Below are 16,446 nucleotides of genomic sequence, written 5' to 3'. Positions count from 1 at the left end.
TGTAAAAAAGAGATAATCCTTTCGGTCAATAAAAGTTAACTCCCTCATACTCGTGATGAGCTGTAATGATATCATCACACCTCTTTATTTCCTGTCTGGAAAGCTTGATATCTTTTTATTATTTTATTTTTCTCAATTAACGTATCTTAATAAAGATGACCAGTAAAATAAAAATGCGAGGCTAGAGTATGGATCTATGTAACGCAGCAACATGTGAACTGGATTACATTCCTGGCAGAGTTCACAATTTATAGTGAACACCATTGTTAGAGGGTATGATCAATCACCATGGCATCGATTAAAGACGTAGCGAAAAGAGCTGGGGTCTCGACGGCGACCGTATCACGAGTCCTGAATAATCACCCCAGCGTAGTCGCGGAAACGCGTAAGGCGGTGCGGGAGGCGATGGATTATCTTTGCTATGTTCCCAGCAAAAGTTCGTTTCAGCTTAGCGGGAAATGTTCAGGGCTGATTGGTGTGGTTTTGCCTAATCTGGTGAATCCTCACTTCTGTGAACTGCTGGCGACGGTGGAAGAAGAGGCCCGGTATATCGGCAAATCGGTGATCGTTAAAACGCATCAGAATCAGCCGCAGCAGGATAAACATATTATTCAGGCCTTAGTGGGGATGGGCATTGACAGTTTGCTATGGGTGCCGACAGAAGCAGAAGCCGAACTTTCAGAATGGTTAAGCATTACCCGGATCCCGGTCGCCGTCGTCACCCAGGTATCCCGGTTCTTTAATTCCGTATCGATTAATCAGGACCGGGGCGCAGAAAGTATTGCGGAACATTTTATTCATACAGGCCATCTTTCATTTGGCTTTGTGGCCCAGGAAGGGGTGGATAGCCGTAAGGTTTCGTCGTACAGCAAAAAAATAGCGAGTCACGGTTTAAAGCTTGCTAAAGATAATTCGTTCTGGATAGCCAAAGGCGAGGGTGAAAAGATATCAGGCCATATTAGTATTCTTGATGATGTTATCGAGAAACTCAGCGAGCCGACGCGAACCTGTACATGCCTCTTAGTGTATAATGATATTGCGGCAAACTATATTATCGATGGACTAAAAGAAAAAGGCATCTCCGCTCCTGAAGATATTGCGATTGCCAGCTTTGATAATACCCTATTGGCGCAAACAAAAAAAATCACCAGCGTTGCACAGCCGGTAAATGAAATTGCTCACCTCGCGTTTCAGATGGTGAAACATCAACAGCAGCCGGACAGTATTGAAATGCACGAAATTGTCTCTCGGTTAATTATTCGTGAGAGCAGCGTAAAAATTAATATTACTTCCCTGTAAGGGATTTATGTTTAGAAATGGCGCGAAATTTGGCGCCATGGGCTCCTTTTAACAAAAAATAGGTGTATTTATGTCTGCTACCGCAATGGAAAAGCCAAGCGCTTATGAAAAGCTGGGGCTGAGGGAGAAGATCGGCTACGGCATGGGTGACGCCGGTTCAGGAATGATATGGAGCGTACTGGCGCTCTATCTGACGTGGTTCTATACCGATGTCTATGGCCTCAATGCCGGAGTGGTGGGCACATTATTCCTGGTGATTCGCATCTTCGACGCGTTTAGCGATCCGCTGATGGGGGCAATCTGCGACCGCACCGTGTCGCGCTGGGGAAAATTCCGTCCATGGCTATTATGGATGGCATTTCCGTTTGGTCTGGGGGCGGTACTGATGTTCACGACCCCAGAGCTCAGCATGAACGGCAAGATTATTTATGCCTGGGTTACCTATCTGGTTATGTCGCTGATTTATACCGCGATTAATATTCCCTATTGCTCGGTCGGCGGCGTCATTACCCTCAATCAGAAAGAGCGTATGGGCTGTTTGTCATGGCGCTTTTTCCTGAATGGCCTGGCAACATTAATTATCTCCTCCTCTATTCTGCCGTTAACGGACTGGCTGGGTAATGGCGACCGCGCCTCCGGTTTCCAGCTGACCATGGTCATTATGGGTGGTGCGGCAACGCTGATGTTCCTGTTCTGCTTTTCCAGCATTAAAGAGCGGGTGGTATCGGTTAAGCAAAACGAGTCGTTGAAAAAAGACCTGCGGGACATTATCAAAAACGATCAGTGGCTCTTAATGATCTCTATTACTTTCCTGAACGTTTTTCCGGCATTTATCCGCGGTGGCGTCACTATTTATTATGCGACTTATGTCATGAAGGCGTCTGTCGGATTTATTACCTTCTTTATGGCGCTGGGCGTGGCCTGTAATATGCTGGGCAGCGTGCTTGCCAAACCGCTTACCGATCGCTTTGATAAGCTGGCGCTATTCCGCATTATTAACATTATTCTCGGTATTCTGTCATTAGCGCTGTGGTTTATCGATCCGCAATCACTGACCCCGCTGATGGCGCTATTTATCGTCATTAACATTCTGCATTTAATTCAGTCTGGCCCCATCCTATGGGCGATGATGTCCGACGTCGATGACTACGGTGACTGGAAATTTGGTAAACGCCTGACCGGCATCTCCTTTGCGGGAAACCTGTTTATGCTCAAAATGGGGCTGGCGGTCGCTGGCGCAATCGTCGCCTGGATTCTGGCGTTTACCGGCTATGTCGCGAATGAGCCGCAGCAGAATTCTCAGACTATTCAAGGGATTATTATGATGTTCTCACTGTTGCCGATGGTGAGTTATTTCATCAGCGCGTATCTGGTGCGCTACTTCAAGCTGAATAACGCGTTCCTTGAGAAAATCAAAACGGATCTTGCAAAACGTGAGCTGGAAAAAGGTCGCGATTAATCGCCAGCGGATCAGGCTATCCGTACTATTTATCATTAAATATCAGTATTAATCAAATCAGAATTTTTTTAATTGATTTTCTGTTCATAGCAGAGGAGGTTCTTCATGACGCATGATAATTATTATGACGTGACGCAGTGGCATATCGGTAATCCTAACAAGGATATCGGCGAAGTTATCAACAGTATTATCCTCGATATTAAAAAACGGCAAACTGCAACCGATATTAATAATGGCGGAAAACCCGGTGCCATCATCTATATCCCACCAGGCGACTATCATCTGAAGACGCAGGTTTTGATCGATATCAGTTATTTAAAAATAATGGGTGCCGGACACGGTTTTGTCTCCTCAAGTATTCGTTTCAATACGCCAGCTGATGACTGGGCGAATTTGCATGATATTTGGCCGGGTGGCAGCCGTATTCTGGTCGATATTTGTGCGCACCCCCGTGATGAAGAACACGCTGGTGCTGCATTTTACGTGAAACGCAGCGGAGCGCCGCGAATTAGTTCTGTAGCGTTTGAAAACTTCTGTATTGATGGCCTGCACTTTATTGATGATGGGCTGGGAAAAAACGATCCGGAAAATAGCTATACAAACGGCAAAACCGGGATTTATATCGCCAGCGCTCAGGATGCTTTTCGGATTACAGGCATGGGATTTATCTACCTTGAGCATGGTCTCACGACATATAATAGTGATGCTATGGCGATCCATAATAACTTTATCGCCGAATGCGGTAACTGCATCGAGCTTCGTGGCGCCGGCCAGGCTTCTAAAATAACCGATAACCTGATTGGCGCAGGCTATAAAGGCTATTCGATTTATGCCCAAAACTTCGGTGGGTTATTAATTTCCGGCAACAATATCTTTCCGCGTGGCGCCAGCAGCGTTCATTTATCTGGCGTTGTTCGTTCCACTGTGACCGGTAATCGGTTGCACTCATTTTATCCAGGAATGTTGGTTCTGGAGAATAACTGTGCGGAGAATCTCATCGCGGCAAATCATTTTTTCCGCGATCGCGAACCCTGGCCGCCGATGCAGGCCTATGACAATGGCCTGGATGATGCCTATGGTCTGCTGCATATCAATGGTAGTCATAATTCGGTGATTGCCAATCATATTTCCGAAACGATTGATATCCAGTACCTTCGGCCGCAGGGAACAAAGCCGGTCATCATCCGACTGGTTTCCGGTAAAGGGAACTACCTTGCGAATAATCATATTGTTGCGACCACGGAAGCGTCAGCGCAGCAGGCGCAATCCTCTGAAGAGGACGCTTGCTTTGCGGCTCAGGTCAGCGCTTTGCTGATGACGGATAGATTAAAAGCCCTTGATGCGGTCGCGGTGCTGGTAGAAAAAGCGTCGTCTCTAAACACGATACTTGATTGCGGCAATAGTCAACAGGTGATGATGGACAGAGCGACGAATGCCTTCAGGGCTACGCCAGCTCCCGGCAATATAGAGATGGAATAAACCGGCAGGAGACGCGACGGCGCACGGTCAGTCGTCCTTCCCAGCGTCGCAAACAGCTGCCCCGCTCAGCACAGCGGGGCAATCGTGGGTTCACGCCAGATAAAACACTTCTTTGAGCTCCGCGCTCAGCGGGCTGTTGTCCGGGTTGCTGGGCATCACCTCGCGCATGTATTTCCACCAGCGCTGGCACACTTCCGTGCTGGCGACCGCTTCCCAGCGGGCTTCCGACTCAATCTCCACCGTGGCGAACAGCAGGTGGCGTTCTTTATCGAGATAGATGGCGTAGTGGTGCGCGCCGTGGGCTTTCAGCGTAGCCTCCAGCTCCGGCCAGATGGGGTTATGACGGCGCTGGTACTCCTCGTGCGCGTCGGGGTTCACCTGCATGACAAAGGCTTTACGGATCATAATGCCTCCAGATAGAGCTCGCGGACCTCATCGCGGCTGGCGGGGCGCGGGTTACATGGCGCGCACGGGTCGGCCAGCGCTTTGTCCAGCCAGCCTTCGATATCGGCTTTGCTGACGCCAAGCTGGCTGAAGCCCTGGGGGATCCCCACGCGTTTGCTCAGCGCGCGAATGGCGTTGATGGCCTCCATGCTGGCGGCTTCATCGCTCATGCCGCGGGTATCGACACCCATCGCCTGCGCCACGCGGGCGAAGCGCGCCACGGCGTTCGGGCGGTTAAAGTTTTCGATGATCGGCAGCAGGATGGCGTTGCACACCCCGTGCGGCAGGTTGTGGGTGGCGCCAGGCTGATGGGCCAGGGCGTGTACCAGCCCGAGGCCGGCGCTGTTGAACGCCATGCCCGCCAGATACTGGCCAAACGCCATCTGCTCGCGGGCCTGCAGATCGTGTCCATCGTCTACCGCTTTCGGCAGCCACAGGTTGATCAGGCGGATGGCCTCGAGGGCGTTGGCGTCGGTCAGGGGATGGGCGCCAACGGAGACAAAGGCCTCGATGGCGTGGGTCAGGGCGTCCATGCCGGTGGCGGCGGTAACGGCTGGCGGGATGTCGAGCATCACGCTGGCGTCGTCGACGGCGATATCCGGGATCAGGTTCGGGTCGATAATCACCTCTTTTACCTGACGCTCGCTATCGATAATCACTGCGTTGCTGGTCATCTCCGCCGCCGTGCCGGCAGTGGTGTTGATGGCCACCAGCGGCACGCCAGCGTTTTTCACTTTGCCGACGCCGGAATAGGCTGTGGAGGGGCCAGGGTTGGCGGTGAGGATTTTTATCGCCTTGGCGGTATCAATCGGGCTGCCGCCGCCGAAGGCGATCAGGTAATCGCAGCGGGCCGCCTGGTACGCCGCATAGCCTTGCTGCACCAGCGCTTCGGTAGGGTTGGGGAACACGTCGTCAAACAGCTGATATGCCATCTGCTGTTCATCCAGCGCGGAAAACAGACTGTCCAGCAGGCCCAGCTTCACCAGCTGCCCGTCGGTGACGATCAGCGCCTTGCCCCACTGTTTGCCCGCTACCAGCTTGACCATATCGCCGATAGCGCCTGCGCCGTGGAGGCTAATTTTAGGTAGTGCCAACATAAAACTCATGATAATTCTCCTTAATGTTGATTTGGGTAATCCGTTTCCCTTCACCCGCTCCCGGGTCGCGGCTGGCGCCTTACCCGGGCTACAGGTTCACTGGCGTCTGCAGGCCGGTAGCCAGGACAGGTGCGTAGCACCGCCTCCGGGATTTAGGGCGAGGGGGAAATTAACATCGTCTTCGCTGCAGCATCCGCCGGGTCATAATCGGCAGGGAGATAACCACGATCAGCATCGCGCCGATAATCACCGACATCACGATGCCGGGGACGTTGAGCAGGCTCAGGCCGAAGGTCACCAGCCCCATCAGAAAGGCGGCGATGATCACTCCGGGCATGCTGCCGGAGCCGCCGAGAATATTGACACCGCCGAGCACCGCCATGGTGACAACCGCCAGCTCCCAGCCCATCGCCAGGGTAGGGCGGGTACTGCCGAGCCGTGAGGTCAGCAGGACCGCCGCCAGTCCGGCCATCAGCCCGACCAGCGCGAACAGCGCCAGGTTATGGCGCTTCACGTTGATCCCGGAGTACCAGGCGCCGGTCGGGTTATTGCCGATGGCGTAGGTCCGGCGACCAAAGTTGGTTTTATGCAGCAGGAAGGTGAAGGCGGCCGCGAGGAGGATAAACAGCGCAAACTCAAAAGAGAGCGCGCCCCACACGTACCCCTGGCCGAACCAGGCAAAGCTCTCCGGGTAGTGGTTGAGCGCCTGATCGCCCAGCAGGATATAGGTGATGCCGCGATACAGGCTCATGGTGCCGATGGTGATCACGATCGACGACAGGTTAAAACGCGTCACCAGGATACCGTTGAACAGGCCGCACAGCAGACCCACCCCCAGCCCGACCAATACCAGCAGCGGCGTATCCATCCCCGCCGCCGCGCAGAAGCCCATCACCGTTGAGCTGAGCGCCATCGTCGAGGCTACCGACAGATCGATTTCCCGGGCGATAATCAGCATCGCCATCGGCAGGACGACGATCGCTTTCTCGGTAAAGGTGAAGGTGGCGTCCGACAGGTTCCAGATATTAAGGAAATAAGGGGAAGCCAGGGCGTTGCCGATAAATACCGCCAGGGTGACTGCCAGTAAAAACCCTTCCCAGCACAGCAGGCGGCGCAGCGGCGACGGCGCGGCCGGGGCGTTTTTCATCTCTTCAGATACCATCATCTTGCTCATGATTTCACCCCCTGTTTCTGCCGGGCTAGCGCCGCGTTACGCAGGATTAACCGCCCGTGACCGCGATTGCCGCGCTCGTTAAGCAGCACCGCCATGACGATCACCGCCCCGGAAATCGCCATTTGCCAGAACGGCGAGATGCCGATCACCGGCAGGGCATTATTGATGACGCCGAGGAACAGCGCGCCGCACAGGCAGCCCAGCACCCGTCCGCTTCCGCCCATGGTGCTGATACCGCCGATCACGCAGGCGGCGACCACCTGCAGTTCAAAGCCGTTCGCTACGTCGACATAGGCGACGGCGAAGCGCGAGATCCACAGATAGCCGCAGAAGCCGGCCAGCGCGCCGGAGAGACAGAAGCTGACGAACTGCATTTTCCCGGCGTTAATACCGGTGTAGTACGCCGCCGTCGCGTTGCCGCCTGCGGTGTATAAGGCCCGGCCGGTGCGGCTGTAGCGCAGGAAATAACCCACCAGCAGCAGCGCGGCGATGGCGCACCAGCTCAGCAGCGGCAATCCCAGGAGGGCGCTGCGCGGCAGACTGAGGAAATCAGCGCTCATCTGATGTGAGTTAACCCAGCCGCCGTCGGTCAGCAGAAAGATAATGCCGCGATAAATGCTCATGGTGCCCAGGGTCACCACGATGGCGGGAATGCCGAGGCGCCAGACCAGCAGGCCGTTAATCACCCCCATCAGCAGGCCCAGCAGGGTTGCCAGCGCCAGCAGCGCCACCACCGGAATACCCGGATAGTGGGCGTTAAGCAGGGCGACGATCATCCCGGTCAGCGCCAGGTTGGCGGCCATCGACAGATCGATGCCTTTGGTGAGCAGCACCATCATCTGCCCGAGGGCGAGGATGATAAGGATGGCGGTATCGTTAAACATCTCCACCAGATTGCCCGGTGAAACGAACGATGGCGCCCGGCTGCCAATGGCGCCGATCATCAAAATGATGACCACCGCCAGCAGCGCTTCGCGATGCTTCAGCCATGCGTGTCCCATCATGCTGCCTCCTGGCCAATGCCGCTGGCGGCGCTAACGATGGTTTCCGCCGTCGCTTCCCCGGCCCGGTACTCGGCGACCATCAGCCCTTCGTGCATCACGATAATCCGGTCGGCCATGCCCATCACTTCGGGCAACTCTGACGAGACCATAATCACCGCCAGCCCCTGGCTGACCAGCTCGGACATAAACTGATGCACGGCGGCTTTAGAGCCGATATCGATGCCTTTGGTCGGCTCGTCGAGGATAATCACCTCGGGATGAGTCGCCAGCCATTTGCCGATCACCACTTTCTGCTGGTTGCCGCCGGAGAGGGTCTCCACCGGCTGCCGCCAGCTGAAGGCTTTAACCTGCAGGCGCGAGGCGTACTCGTCCGCCAGCCGCCATTCCCGGGCGTCGTTCAGGACGCCGTTAGGGTTGAGCTTACTGAGCTGCGGCAGACTGATGTTTTGGGCGATGGGCAGGGCGATGATCGCCCCCTGTTTCTGCCGCTCTTCCGGTACGCAGACGATGCCGGCGCGGATGGCGTCGGCGGGCTGGCGAAAGCGCATGGGGCTGCCGTTCAGCCGGATCTCGCCGGAGGAGGGATGCGTTACGCCGGAGAGCGCCTGCATCAGCTCGGTGCGTCCGGCGCCCACCAGGCCGTAAAAGCCGAGAATTTCTCCCTTGCGCAGGCTGAAGCTGATATGGGCAAACTCGGTGGGGTGACAGAGGTCTTGCACCTCCAGCACCGTTTCCCCTGGGGTACAGTCAACTTTCGGGTAGGTTTGGGTAATCGCGCGGCCCACCATCATCGCCACCATCCGCTCTTCGGTGATGTCGTTTATCGCTCCGGAGCTGACGTAAACGCCGTCGCGCAGAATGGTGTAGTAGTCCGCCAGCTCGAAAATCTCATCAAACTTATGCGAGATAAACAGGATCGCTTTGCCATCCTGCTTCAGACGCTCAACGATCTGATAAAACTCCAGAATTTCATGCTGTGAGAGCGCGGCAGTCGGCTCATCGAGGATCACCACCTGGGCGTCGAAAGCCAGCGCCCGGGCAATCGCCACCATGTGCCGTTGGGCGATGCTGAGCGTTTTCAGCGTGGCGCGCGGGTCGATCAGAACTTCAAGCCGGGCGAGGATCTCGCCAGCCCGGCGATGCATCGCGGGCCAGTCGAGCGTTTTGAACAGCCCCTTATACAGATACTGACCGACGAAAATGTTTTCGCTGACCGAGAGTTCGTCAAACAGCACGGTTTCCTGGTGAATGGCGGTGATCCCCACCTTGTGCGCCGATTCCGGCGTCGGCAGATGAATGGGGATCGCTTTATAGAGGATCTCCCCCTCTTCGGGCTGATAAATACCGGTCATGACTTTGACCAGCGTAGATTTCCCCGCGCCGTTTTCGCCGATGAGGGCGGTCACTTTGCCGGGCCAGAGATCAAGCTGCACGTTCTCAAGGGCGCGCACACCGGGAAAAATCTTGGTGATGCCCTTCAGCGACAGCAGTGGCGTTGATGCTGACATGATAGTTCTCCGTAAAATCGCCCCTCACCCTAACTCTCTCCCCAAAAGGGAGAGGGAACGGTCCGGCGCCCGCTGGCCGCATCGCGCAGAGGGCCGGGGTGAGGGAACAAGGGTTAGAAAATCTTCGAGAACTTATCGATGTTGCTCGCATCGTAGACAAACGGCTCGGCCATCGCGCCGTTCCCCTCGGCATCCAGCTTCACTTTGCCCAGCTTGCCCATACTGGCTTCGGTTTTGGTCGCGGTGCCTTTGACTAAATCGTCGGCCAGATAGGTGGCGGCGTAGCCCAGGTCAATCGGGTTCCAGATGGCGAAACTTTTGCTGGCGCCAGACTTGATCGCGCCGGCCATTTCCGACGGCAGCCCCAGCCCGGTGACATACACTTTGCCGATTTTGCCCTGGTCCTTCACCGCCTGCGCGGCGGCAACGATCCCCACCGACGAAGGCGAAACAATGACTTTCAGGTCCGGATATGATTTCAGCAGGCCCACCGCTTCGCGGTAGCTTTTATCCGACAGATCGTCACCGTAGGCGACCGTGACAAGGTGTACGGACGGATACTGCGGCAGCACCTTTTTCATCTCCTCAATCCAGATATTCTGGTTAGTGGAGGTCGGAGTGGCGCTTAACACTGCCACATCCCCCTTCTCCACGTTCAGCGCCTTCAGCGCATCGGCGGCGAGCTTGACGTTGGTCTCGCCAATTAAGGCGTTATTGGAGGGATTAAGATGGATTTGGCGGCCTGCCGGCGCCACGCCGGAGTCCCACGAGACCACCTTGATGCCGCGCTGCATCGCTTTTTTCAGCACCGGCACCACCGCGTCCGGATCGTTAGCGGAAATGGCGATCGCATCCACCCCCTGGGCGATCAACCCGTTCAGCACGTCGATCTGCGCTTCGGCGGTAGTGGTGGTCGGGCCGGTGTAGATCACTTTGACATCACCTAACTCTTTGGCGGCCTGTTGGGCGCCAACGTTGGCGGCTTCGAAGAAGCCATTTCCCAGCGATTTCGCCACGAGGGCGATTTTGACTTCTGCTAAGGCGGAACCGGACAACGCCAGGGCGGCAACGGTGAGGATCAAGCTTGTCTTTGTTTTCATTGCTTTTACTCCACATGAGTCAGTTTTGTAGGGTTTGCAGGTGAGGCTTCGCCCCGTCTCGGTGAGCGGGGCGCGATGTTGTTATGGATAAAGATCTAACGCGGACTGCAGCGGCTGCACGTTGAAGCGTTTGCCAAGGGCGATAAGCTCTTCGCGAGTGATGGTCTGCTTCATACCGCCCATGGACAAGACTTTCACCAGCACTTCGGCGGACTTCTCGGCGGTGTCGATCAGACCGAAGGTCTCATCCAGGGTTGGGCCGCTGCCGAAGACGCCGTGGAACGGCCACAGCACCAGCGAGTGTTTTTGCATGGTTTCCGCAGTCGCCTGGCCGATTTCATCGGTGCCTGGCACCATCCACGGCAGAATGCCGACGCCGTCCGGGAAGACTACCAGACATTCGGTGCTGCCTTCCCACAGCTTGCGAGTGAACAGATCGCTGTGGTTCTCCAGGACGTAGGTCAGGGCGATCAGGTTGGTGGCATGACAGTGCATGATCACCCGGTCCTTGCCGTCGGTCAGTTTGATGCGCTCGCTGTGCGACAGGAAGTGTGCCGGCAGCTCGGAGGTCGGCACCGCATCCTCCGTCAGGCCCCACAGGATATGGTATCCCGCGCCGTCGCTGTCGACTTTCACCACGCCAAGGTTAGCGGCCGGGTCCAGCTGGACATTACGGAAGAATTTGCCGGAGCCGGTGACGATAAACGGCTGGTTAGCCAGGGTTGGCATCGGCTGGCTGAGGGCGATATAGCGCGGTTTAGCGTGGAAATCCGCCGCGAAAGGTTCGATATCCGCCTCATCCAAACGCAGCGTCAGGTTGCCGCCGTTGCGCTCGTCCCAGCCCTTCAGCCAGGCGTCGGAGGTGGCTTTGATCATGCCCTGGACGAACCAGGCGTCGATAATGGTCTGCATAGTCTTGTCTTTCCTGTTGATTCGGTGAGGGGTTGACCCCCTCACCCTAAATATGTCCGTGCCCCCGGATTGCGCCGTAAACGGCTTATCCGGGCTACCGGTTCGTAGCCCGGGTAAGGCGTCAGCCGCGACCCGGGGAAGCCCGTGCATTACCCGCGCTGGCTCAGAACCGCATTCTCATAAGCCCGCACGTTGTCCAGCCACTGGCTGCCCGCCGGCGTGTCGTGACGCTGGCAGTACATCTCCCAGATGGCCTGCCACGGCAGGGATTTTTGCTCTTCGAGCAGCGCCAGGCGGGCGGTGTAATCGCCGTCGTTCTCCAGCTGGCGCAGCTGATCGGTCGGTTCCAGCAGGGCGCGCAGCAGCGCTTTTTTCATATTGCGGGTACCAATCACCCAGGCCGCGATGCGGTTGATGGAGGCATCGAAGAAGTCGAGGCCGATGTGCACGCGGTCAAACAGGTTATGGCGAATGATTTCGCTGGCGATGGCCTGGGTCTCATCATCCAGCAGCACCACGTGGTCGCTGTCCCAGCGCACCGGGCGGCTGACGTGCAGTAGCAGACGCGGGATGTAGAGCATGGCGGCGGAGATCTTGTCGGAGATGACCTCCGTCGGGTGGAAGTGGCCGGCATCCAGGCACAGCGCCGTCTGGCGGCTGGTGGCGTAGCCCATATAGAACTCGTTGGAGCCGACGGTGTAGCTTTCGGCGCCGATACCGAACAGCTTGCTCTCCACAGCGTCAATGTGATGCGCCGGGTCGAATTTTTCGCTGATGACTTCATCCAGCGCGTTCAGCAGCCGCTGGCGCGGCGCGAAGCGGTCAACGGTAATATCCTTCATGCCGTCCGGCACCCAGATATTCATCACCGACGGGGTGCCCAGCTGTTCGCCAAAATAAGCGGATACGCGGCGGCTGGCTTTGCAATGGTCGATCCAGAACTGGCGGATCTCATCGTTGGCATGCGATAGGGTAAAGCCGTCGGCGCTCAGCGGATGCGAGAAGCAGGAGGGGTTGAAATCCAGCCCCAGTTTGTTGGCTTTCGCCCACTCAACCCAGTTTTTAAAGTGCTCCGGCTTAATCTCATTGCGCGCCACCGGCGCGTCGGATTCCAGATAAATAGCGTGCAGGTTGAGACGCTTTGGCCCCGGGATCAGGCTCAGCGCCTGCTCAAGGTCGGCGCGTAGCTCATGAGCATTGCGCGCTTTGCCCGGGTAGTTGCCGGTGGCCTGGATGCCGCCGGTCAGGCTTCCCGCCGGATTTTCGAACCCGGCGACGTCGTCACCCTGCCAGCAGTGCATGGATACGGGCAGACGGTCCAGCTGGCGCAGGGCCTCCTCGACATCCACGCCGACGGCGGCGTAGCGCTGCTTAGCAATTTCCCAGGCTTGTTCAAGTTGAGTGGTCATGCGCAAAGCTCCTTGGTCTGTTGTGGCTGAAACTGCGCCACGAAACGGGCAATTTCACTATCAGGATTGGGGGTAAAGGTGGTGAGGGACGCGTTGCCGCGCACCACCTGACGAAACTCATCGACGCTGGCCAGCTCGTCGAGGGTCATTAGCTGGATGCCGATATTGCCGAGGGTGGAGGCCTCTGTCGGGCCGGCCACGACGACGATCCCGCAGGCGTCGGCGCACAGCTGGTTGAGCAGTTCGTTCTGGCAGCCGCCGCCGACGATATGCAGCTGGCTGAAGGGCTGGCCGCGCAGCGCCGCCAGCTCATTAAGCACCCGGGCGTAGAGCAGCGCCAGGCTGTCGAAAATGCAGCGCGCCAGTTCGGCGTCGCTGTCAGGAACCGGCTGACCGGATCCGCGGCAGGCGGCCTGGATCTCGGCGCTCATACTGGCCGGGTTGATAAAGCGGTCGTCATTGCAGTCAATGATGAAGCGGCACGCCGGCAGCGCGGCGGTGCGCGCGATTAGCCCCTGCAGGTCGCTGACGTTTTGCTCTTTCAGCACCCGCTGCAGCAGCCACAGGCCCATAATATTTTTCAGCACCCGATAGCGGCCTTCGGCCCCGCCTTCGTTGGTGATATTGGCCTGCAGCGCCGCGTCGCAGGTGTACGGGGTCAGGCTTTCAAACCCCATCAGCGACCAGGTCCCGGAGGAGAGATAGGCGGCGTGGCGGTCGGCCAGCGGGGAGGCGATCACCGCGCTGGCGGTGTCGTGGCTGGCGACGGCGACCACCGGGATGTTATTGCCCTGCGGACAAATCCAGTGGCCGATAACGTTGCCGGGATGCGTCGGCGCACCGAACCATTCGCGCGGCGCGCCGGTCCAGTTCAGCAGCGTCTCATCCCAGCTATCGCTGTGGATGTTGACCAATTGGGTAGTGGTGGCGTTGGTATATTCCCAGTTCAGATTGCCGGTCAGGCGGAAGCTGAAATAGTCGGGGATCAGCACGGCATGGGCGGCCTGACTGACCAGCTCCGGCTGCTGCTCCACCAGGGCGCGCAGCTGATAGAGGGTGTTAAACGGCAGAAACTGAATGCCGCTGCGGCGATAGATCTCCGCCCGGCCCAGCTGTTCTTCAGCGTGACGTAGCAGGCCCTGGGTGCGATCGTCACGATAGGAGACCGGCAGCCCGACGCGCTGACCCTGCTTATCCAGCAGGACATAATCCACGCCCCAGGTATCGATGCCGATGCTGTCGATCAGGATGCCCTGCTCACACACTTTCTCCAGCCCGCGGCGGATCTCGCCTTCGAGGCTATCGAGATCCCAGCAGTCGAAGCCATCCACCTTCTGCAGGCTGTTGGTGAAGCGATGAATTTCACGCAGCGTCAGGGCGCGCGGCCCGGACTGATAGCTGGCGAGCATGACCCGCCCGCTGGAGGCGCCTAAATCGACGGCGACACAATGACGAATACTCATGGAACGACCCTTCTTAAAATCATTGTCCGCAGTCTAAAAAAGGGCGCTGACTAACACCTTCTCGCTACGGACAGCCGAAACTGGCCGCTGGCAAGAAAGCAAAGGTGACCGTGAGGAAAATCACAAATTGCGGTTTTGGGCGGTGGTGAGGAGGATGTGATGGGGTCCGCAGTTCCGCATCTTTCCGGCTGATTCTTGAAAAAGCGGCAGGATTTACGAATTTCGCGGTCAAAAATTGAAGGCCGGATAGCCAACCCTTCATTACTATCAGCCGGTGACTGATAATTTTTCTCATTACGAGGGTGGCATCATGACCATATTGCACAGTACGGATTTCTTTAAGGCCGGGATCTCGACGGTGGCTATTGAACCCCGCCTCCCTCAGTCGGCCTTTCCGGAGCATCACCATGATTTCCATGAAATTGTCATCGTGGAGCAGGGCACGGGCATTCACGTCTTCAATGGCCAGCCTTATACCATCGGCGGCGGCTCGGTCTGCTTTATTCGCGATCACGACCGGCATCTTTACGAGCACACGGACAATCTGTGTCTGACCAACGTGCTCTATCGCGCGCCGGATGCGTTTCGTTTTCTCGCCGGGGTCAGCCAGCTGCTGCCTCAGGAGCAGGAGGGCAACTACCCGTCGCACTGGCGGGTGAACCAGACGGTCCTGCAGCAGGTGCGGCATATCGTGGCGCAGATGGAGGCCATGGGGAGCGAAACGGATACCCATGCCGTCGCCAGCCGTGAGATCCTGTTTATGCAGCTGCTGGTGCTGCTGCGGAAAAGCAGCCTTGCGGAAGAGGCCACCAACAACGATGCGCGGCTGAATCAGCTGCTGGCCTGGCTGGAAGACCATTTTGCGCAGGAGATCTGCTGGGAGGAGGTGGCGGCGCAGTTTTCGCTGTCGCTGCGTACTCTACACCGCCAGCTGAAGCAGCAGACCGGCCTGACGCCGCAGCGCTATCTCAATCGGGTGCGCCTGATGAAAGCCCGCCACCTGCTGCGCCACAGCGATGAAAGCGTGACTGATATCGCCTATCGCTGCGGATTCGGCGACAGTAACCACTTTTCGACGCTTTTTCGCCGCGAGTTTTCCTGGTCGCCGCGCGATATCCGCCAGGGGCGCGACGCTATTCTTCAGTAACGCGAGAGGAGTCAACGTATTGCGGACCAAAAACGCGAATAATGCGCCGTTATCCGCGTTGGGAGTGTGAGCCGTGGCCGGTCTGATTCTACGTAAAGAGGAGTTTTTCCCTTCCGCCACGCAGGCGGTGGCGGTGGCCGACCGCTACCCGCAAAACGTCTTCGCTGAACACACTCATGAGTTCTGCGAGCTGGTGCTGGTGTGGCGGGGCAACGGGCTGCACGTTCTCAACGACCGTCCCTGGCGCATTACCCGCGGCGATCTGTTCTATATTCGCGCCGAAGATAAACACTCCTATGCTTCCGTTAACGATCTGGTTCTGCAGAACATCATCTATTGCCCGGAGCGGCTGCAGCTCAATTTCGACTGGGCGGGGGCGATCCCAGGTCTCTTCGGCACGCCGTGGAAGCCCCACTGGCGCATGGGCAGCACCGGTATGGCGCAGGCGCGCCAGGTAATTAGCCAGCTTGAGCATGAGTGTTCCCGGCACGATGCGCAGGGGAATGCGATGGCCGAGCTGCTGTTTGCTCAGCTGGCGCTGACCCTCCAGCGCCATCGCTACGCGACGGATAATCTGGCGGCGACGCAGCGCGAAGCGCTGTTGGACAAACTGCTGGCCGCGCTGGCGGCCAGCCTGAGCCGACCCTTTGTCCTGGAGCGTTTCTGCGAGCAGGAGGGCGGCAGCGAGCGGGCGCTACGGCAGCAATTTCGCCAGCAAACCGGCATGACCATCAATCACTATTTACGCCAGCTACGGATCTGCCATGCGCAGTATCTGTTGCAGCATACCGAGCGCTTAATCGGCGATATCGCCATGCAGTGCGGCTTTGAGGACAGCAACTACTTTTCGGTGGTGTTCAGCCGGGAAATCGGCATGTCGCCGGGGCAGTGGCGGCAGCGCAGTCGCGCCGCCGCCTGAAGAGCGTCTTTGTCAGGCAGATGATCCGGTGC

14 protein-coding genes are annotated in these 16,446 nt (G+C 57.3%); 5 read left to right on the top strand and 9 right to left on the bottom strand.

The window, feature by feature from the left end; translation table 11 throughout:
* The first annotated feature begins 288 nt into the window (after positions 1-288).
* The 3 genes from QLG03_RS18040 (at position 289) to QLG03_RS18030 (ending at position 4,237) form a co-directional block, all read left to right on the top strand.
* Positions 289-1,299 carry a LacI family DNA-binding transcriptional regulator gene (locus tag QLG03_RS18040; RefSeq protein ID WP_117136904.1) on the top strand — a complete coding sequence of 337 codons (1,011 nt, stop codon included), beginning with the start codon at positions 289-291 and terminating at the stop codon, positions 1,297-1,299.
* Between the two features lie 70 nt (positions 1,300-1,369).
* Positions 1,370-2,758 (top strand): glycoside-pentoside-hexuronide (GPH):cation symporter, encoded by a 1,389-nt coding sequence (locus QLG03_RS18035; protein ID WP_132136095.1) that lies wholly within the window; start codon positions 1,370-1,372, stop codon positions 2,756-2,758.
* A 105-nt stretch (positions 2,759-2,863) separates the two neighbouring features.
* Positions 2,864-4,237 (top strand): NosD domain-containing protein, encoded by a 1,374-nt coding sequence (locus tag QLG03_RS18030; protein ID WP_065883474.1) that lies wholly within the window; start codon positions 2,864-2,866, stop codon positions 4,235-4,237.
* Between the two features lie 90 nt (positions 4,238-4,327).
* Here the strand turns inward: QLG03_RS18030 and rhaM are convergent, their stop codons facing one another.
* From rhaM to rhaB, 9 genes are all read right to left on the bottom strand, one after another.
* Positions 4,328-4,642 (bottom strand): L-rhamnose mutarotase, encoded by a 315-nt coding sequence (gene rhaM / locus QLG03_RS18025; protein WP_025710935.1) that lies wholly within the window; start codon positions 4,640-4,642, stop codon positions 4,328-4,330.
* Positions 4,639-5,787, bottom strand: coding sequence for a lactaldehyde reductase (gene fucO, locus QLG03_RS18020; RefSeq protein ID WP_050534182.1), 1,149 nt, complete (start codon positions 5,785-5,787; stop codon positions 4,639-4,641). The genes rhaM and fucO overlap by 4 nt, the downstream gene beginning before the upstream one ends.
* Before the next feature lie 160 nt (positions 5,788-5,947).
* Complete coding sequence (locus QLG03_RS18015) at positions 5,948-6,952, bottom strand: ABC transporter permease (protein ID WP_032454468.1); 1,005 nt, start codon at positions 6,950-6,952, stop codon at positions 5,948-5,950.
* A complete protein-coding gene (locus QLG03_RS18010) occupies positions 6,949-7,956 on the bottom strand; it encodes an ABC transporter permease (RefSeq protein WP_072096694.1) in 1,008 nt (335 codons plus the stop codon). Before QLG03_RS18010 ends, QLG03_RS18015 begins: the two co-directional genes overlap by 4 nt.
* The gene (locus QLG03_RS18005) at positions 7,953-9,464 is read right to left on the bottom strand and encodes a sugar ABC transporter ATP-binding protein (protein ID WP_048296391.1); all 1,512 of its coding nucleotides are present in this window, start codon (positions 9,462-9,464) and stop codon (positions 7,953-7,955) included. Before QLG03_RS18005 ends, QLG03_RS18010 begins: the two co-directional genes overlap by 4 nt.
* Before the next feature lie 113 nt (positions 9,465-9,577).
* Positions 9,578-10,564, bottom strand: a complete 987-nt coding sequence (gene rhaS / locus QLG03_RS18000; RefSeq protein ID WP_023291520.1) for a rhamnose ABC transporter substrate-binding protein — start codon at positions 10,562-10,564, stop codon at positions 9,578-9,580.
* Positions 10,565-10,645: 81 nt separating this feature from the next.
* A complete protein-coding gene (gene rhaD, locus QLG03_RS17995) occupies positions 10,646-11,476 on the bottom strand; it encodes a rhamnulose-1-phosphate aldolase (protein WP_180264105.1) in 831 nt (276 codons plus the stop codon).
* A 149-nt stretch (positions 11,477-11,625) separates the two neighbouring features.
* Positions 11,626-12,885 (bottom strand): L-rhamnose isomerase, encoded by a 1,260-nt coding sequence (locus QLG03_RS17990; protein WP_048336609.1) that lies wholly within the window; start codon positions 12,883-12,885, stop codon positions 11,626-11,628.
* Positions 12,882-14,348 carry a rhamnulokinase gene (gene rhaB / locus QLG03_RS17985; RefSeq protein WP_032454471.1) on the bottom strand — a complete coding sequence of 489 codons (1,467 nt, stop codon included), beginning with the start codon at positions 14,346-14,348 and terminating at the stop codon, positions 12,882-12,884. Before rhaB ends, QLG03_RS17990 begins: the two co-directional genes overlap by 4 nt.
* Before the next feature lie 310 nt (positions 14,349-14,658).
* Between rhaB and rhaS (QLG03_RS17980) the strand changes: the two genes are divergently transcribed.
* The gene (gene rhaS, locus QLG03_RS17980) at positions 14,659-15,495 is read left to right on the top strand and encodes an HTH-type transcriptional activator RhaS (RefSeq protein ID WP_004203665.1); all 837 of its coding nucleotides are present in this window, start codon (positions 14,659-14,661) and stop codon (positions 15,493-15,495) included.
* A gap of 73 nt (positions 15,496-15,568) precedes the next feature.
* Positions 15,569-16,414, top strand: a complete 846-nt coding sequence (rhaR, locus tag QLG03_RS17975) for an HTH-type transcriptional activator RhaR (RefSeq protein ID WP_004203666.1) — start codon at positions 15,569-15,571, stop codon at positions 16,412-16,414.
* The last annotated feature ends 32 nt before the right edge of the window (positions 16,415-16,446 follow it).

Source organism: Klebsiella sp. V115_8 (assembly GCF_029967715.1).
Lineage (GTDB): Bacteria > Pseudomonadota > Gammaproteobacteria > Enterobacterales > Enterobacteriaceae > Klebsiella > Klebsiella quasipneumoniae.
This window is presented reverse-complemented; position numbering and strand designations above follow the sequence as displayed.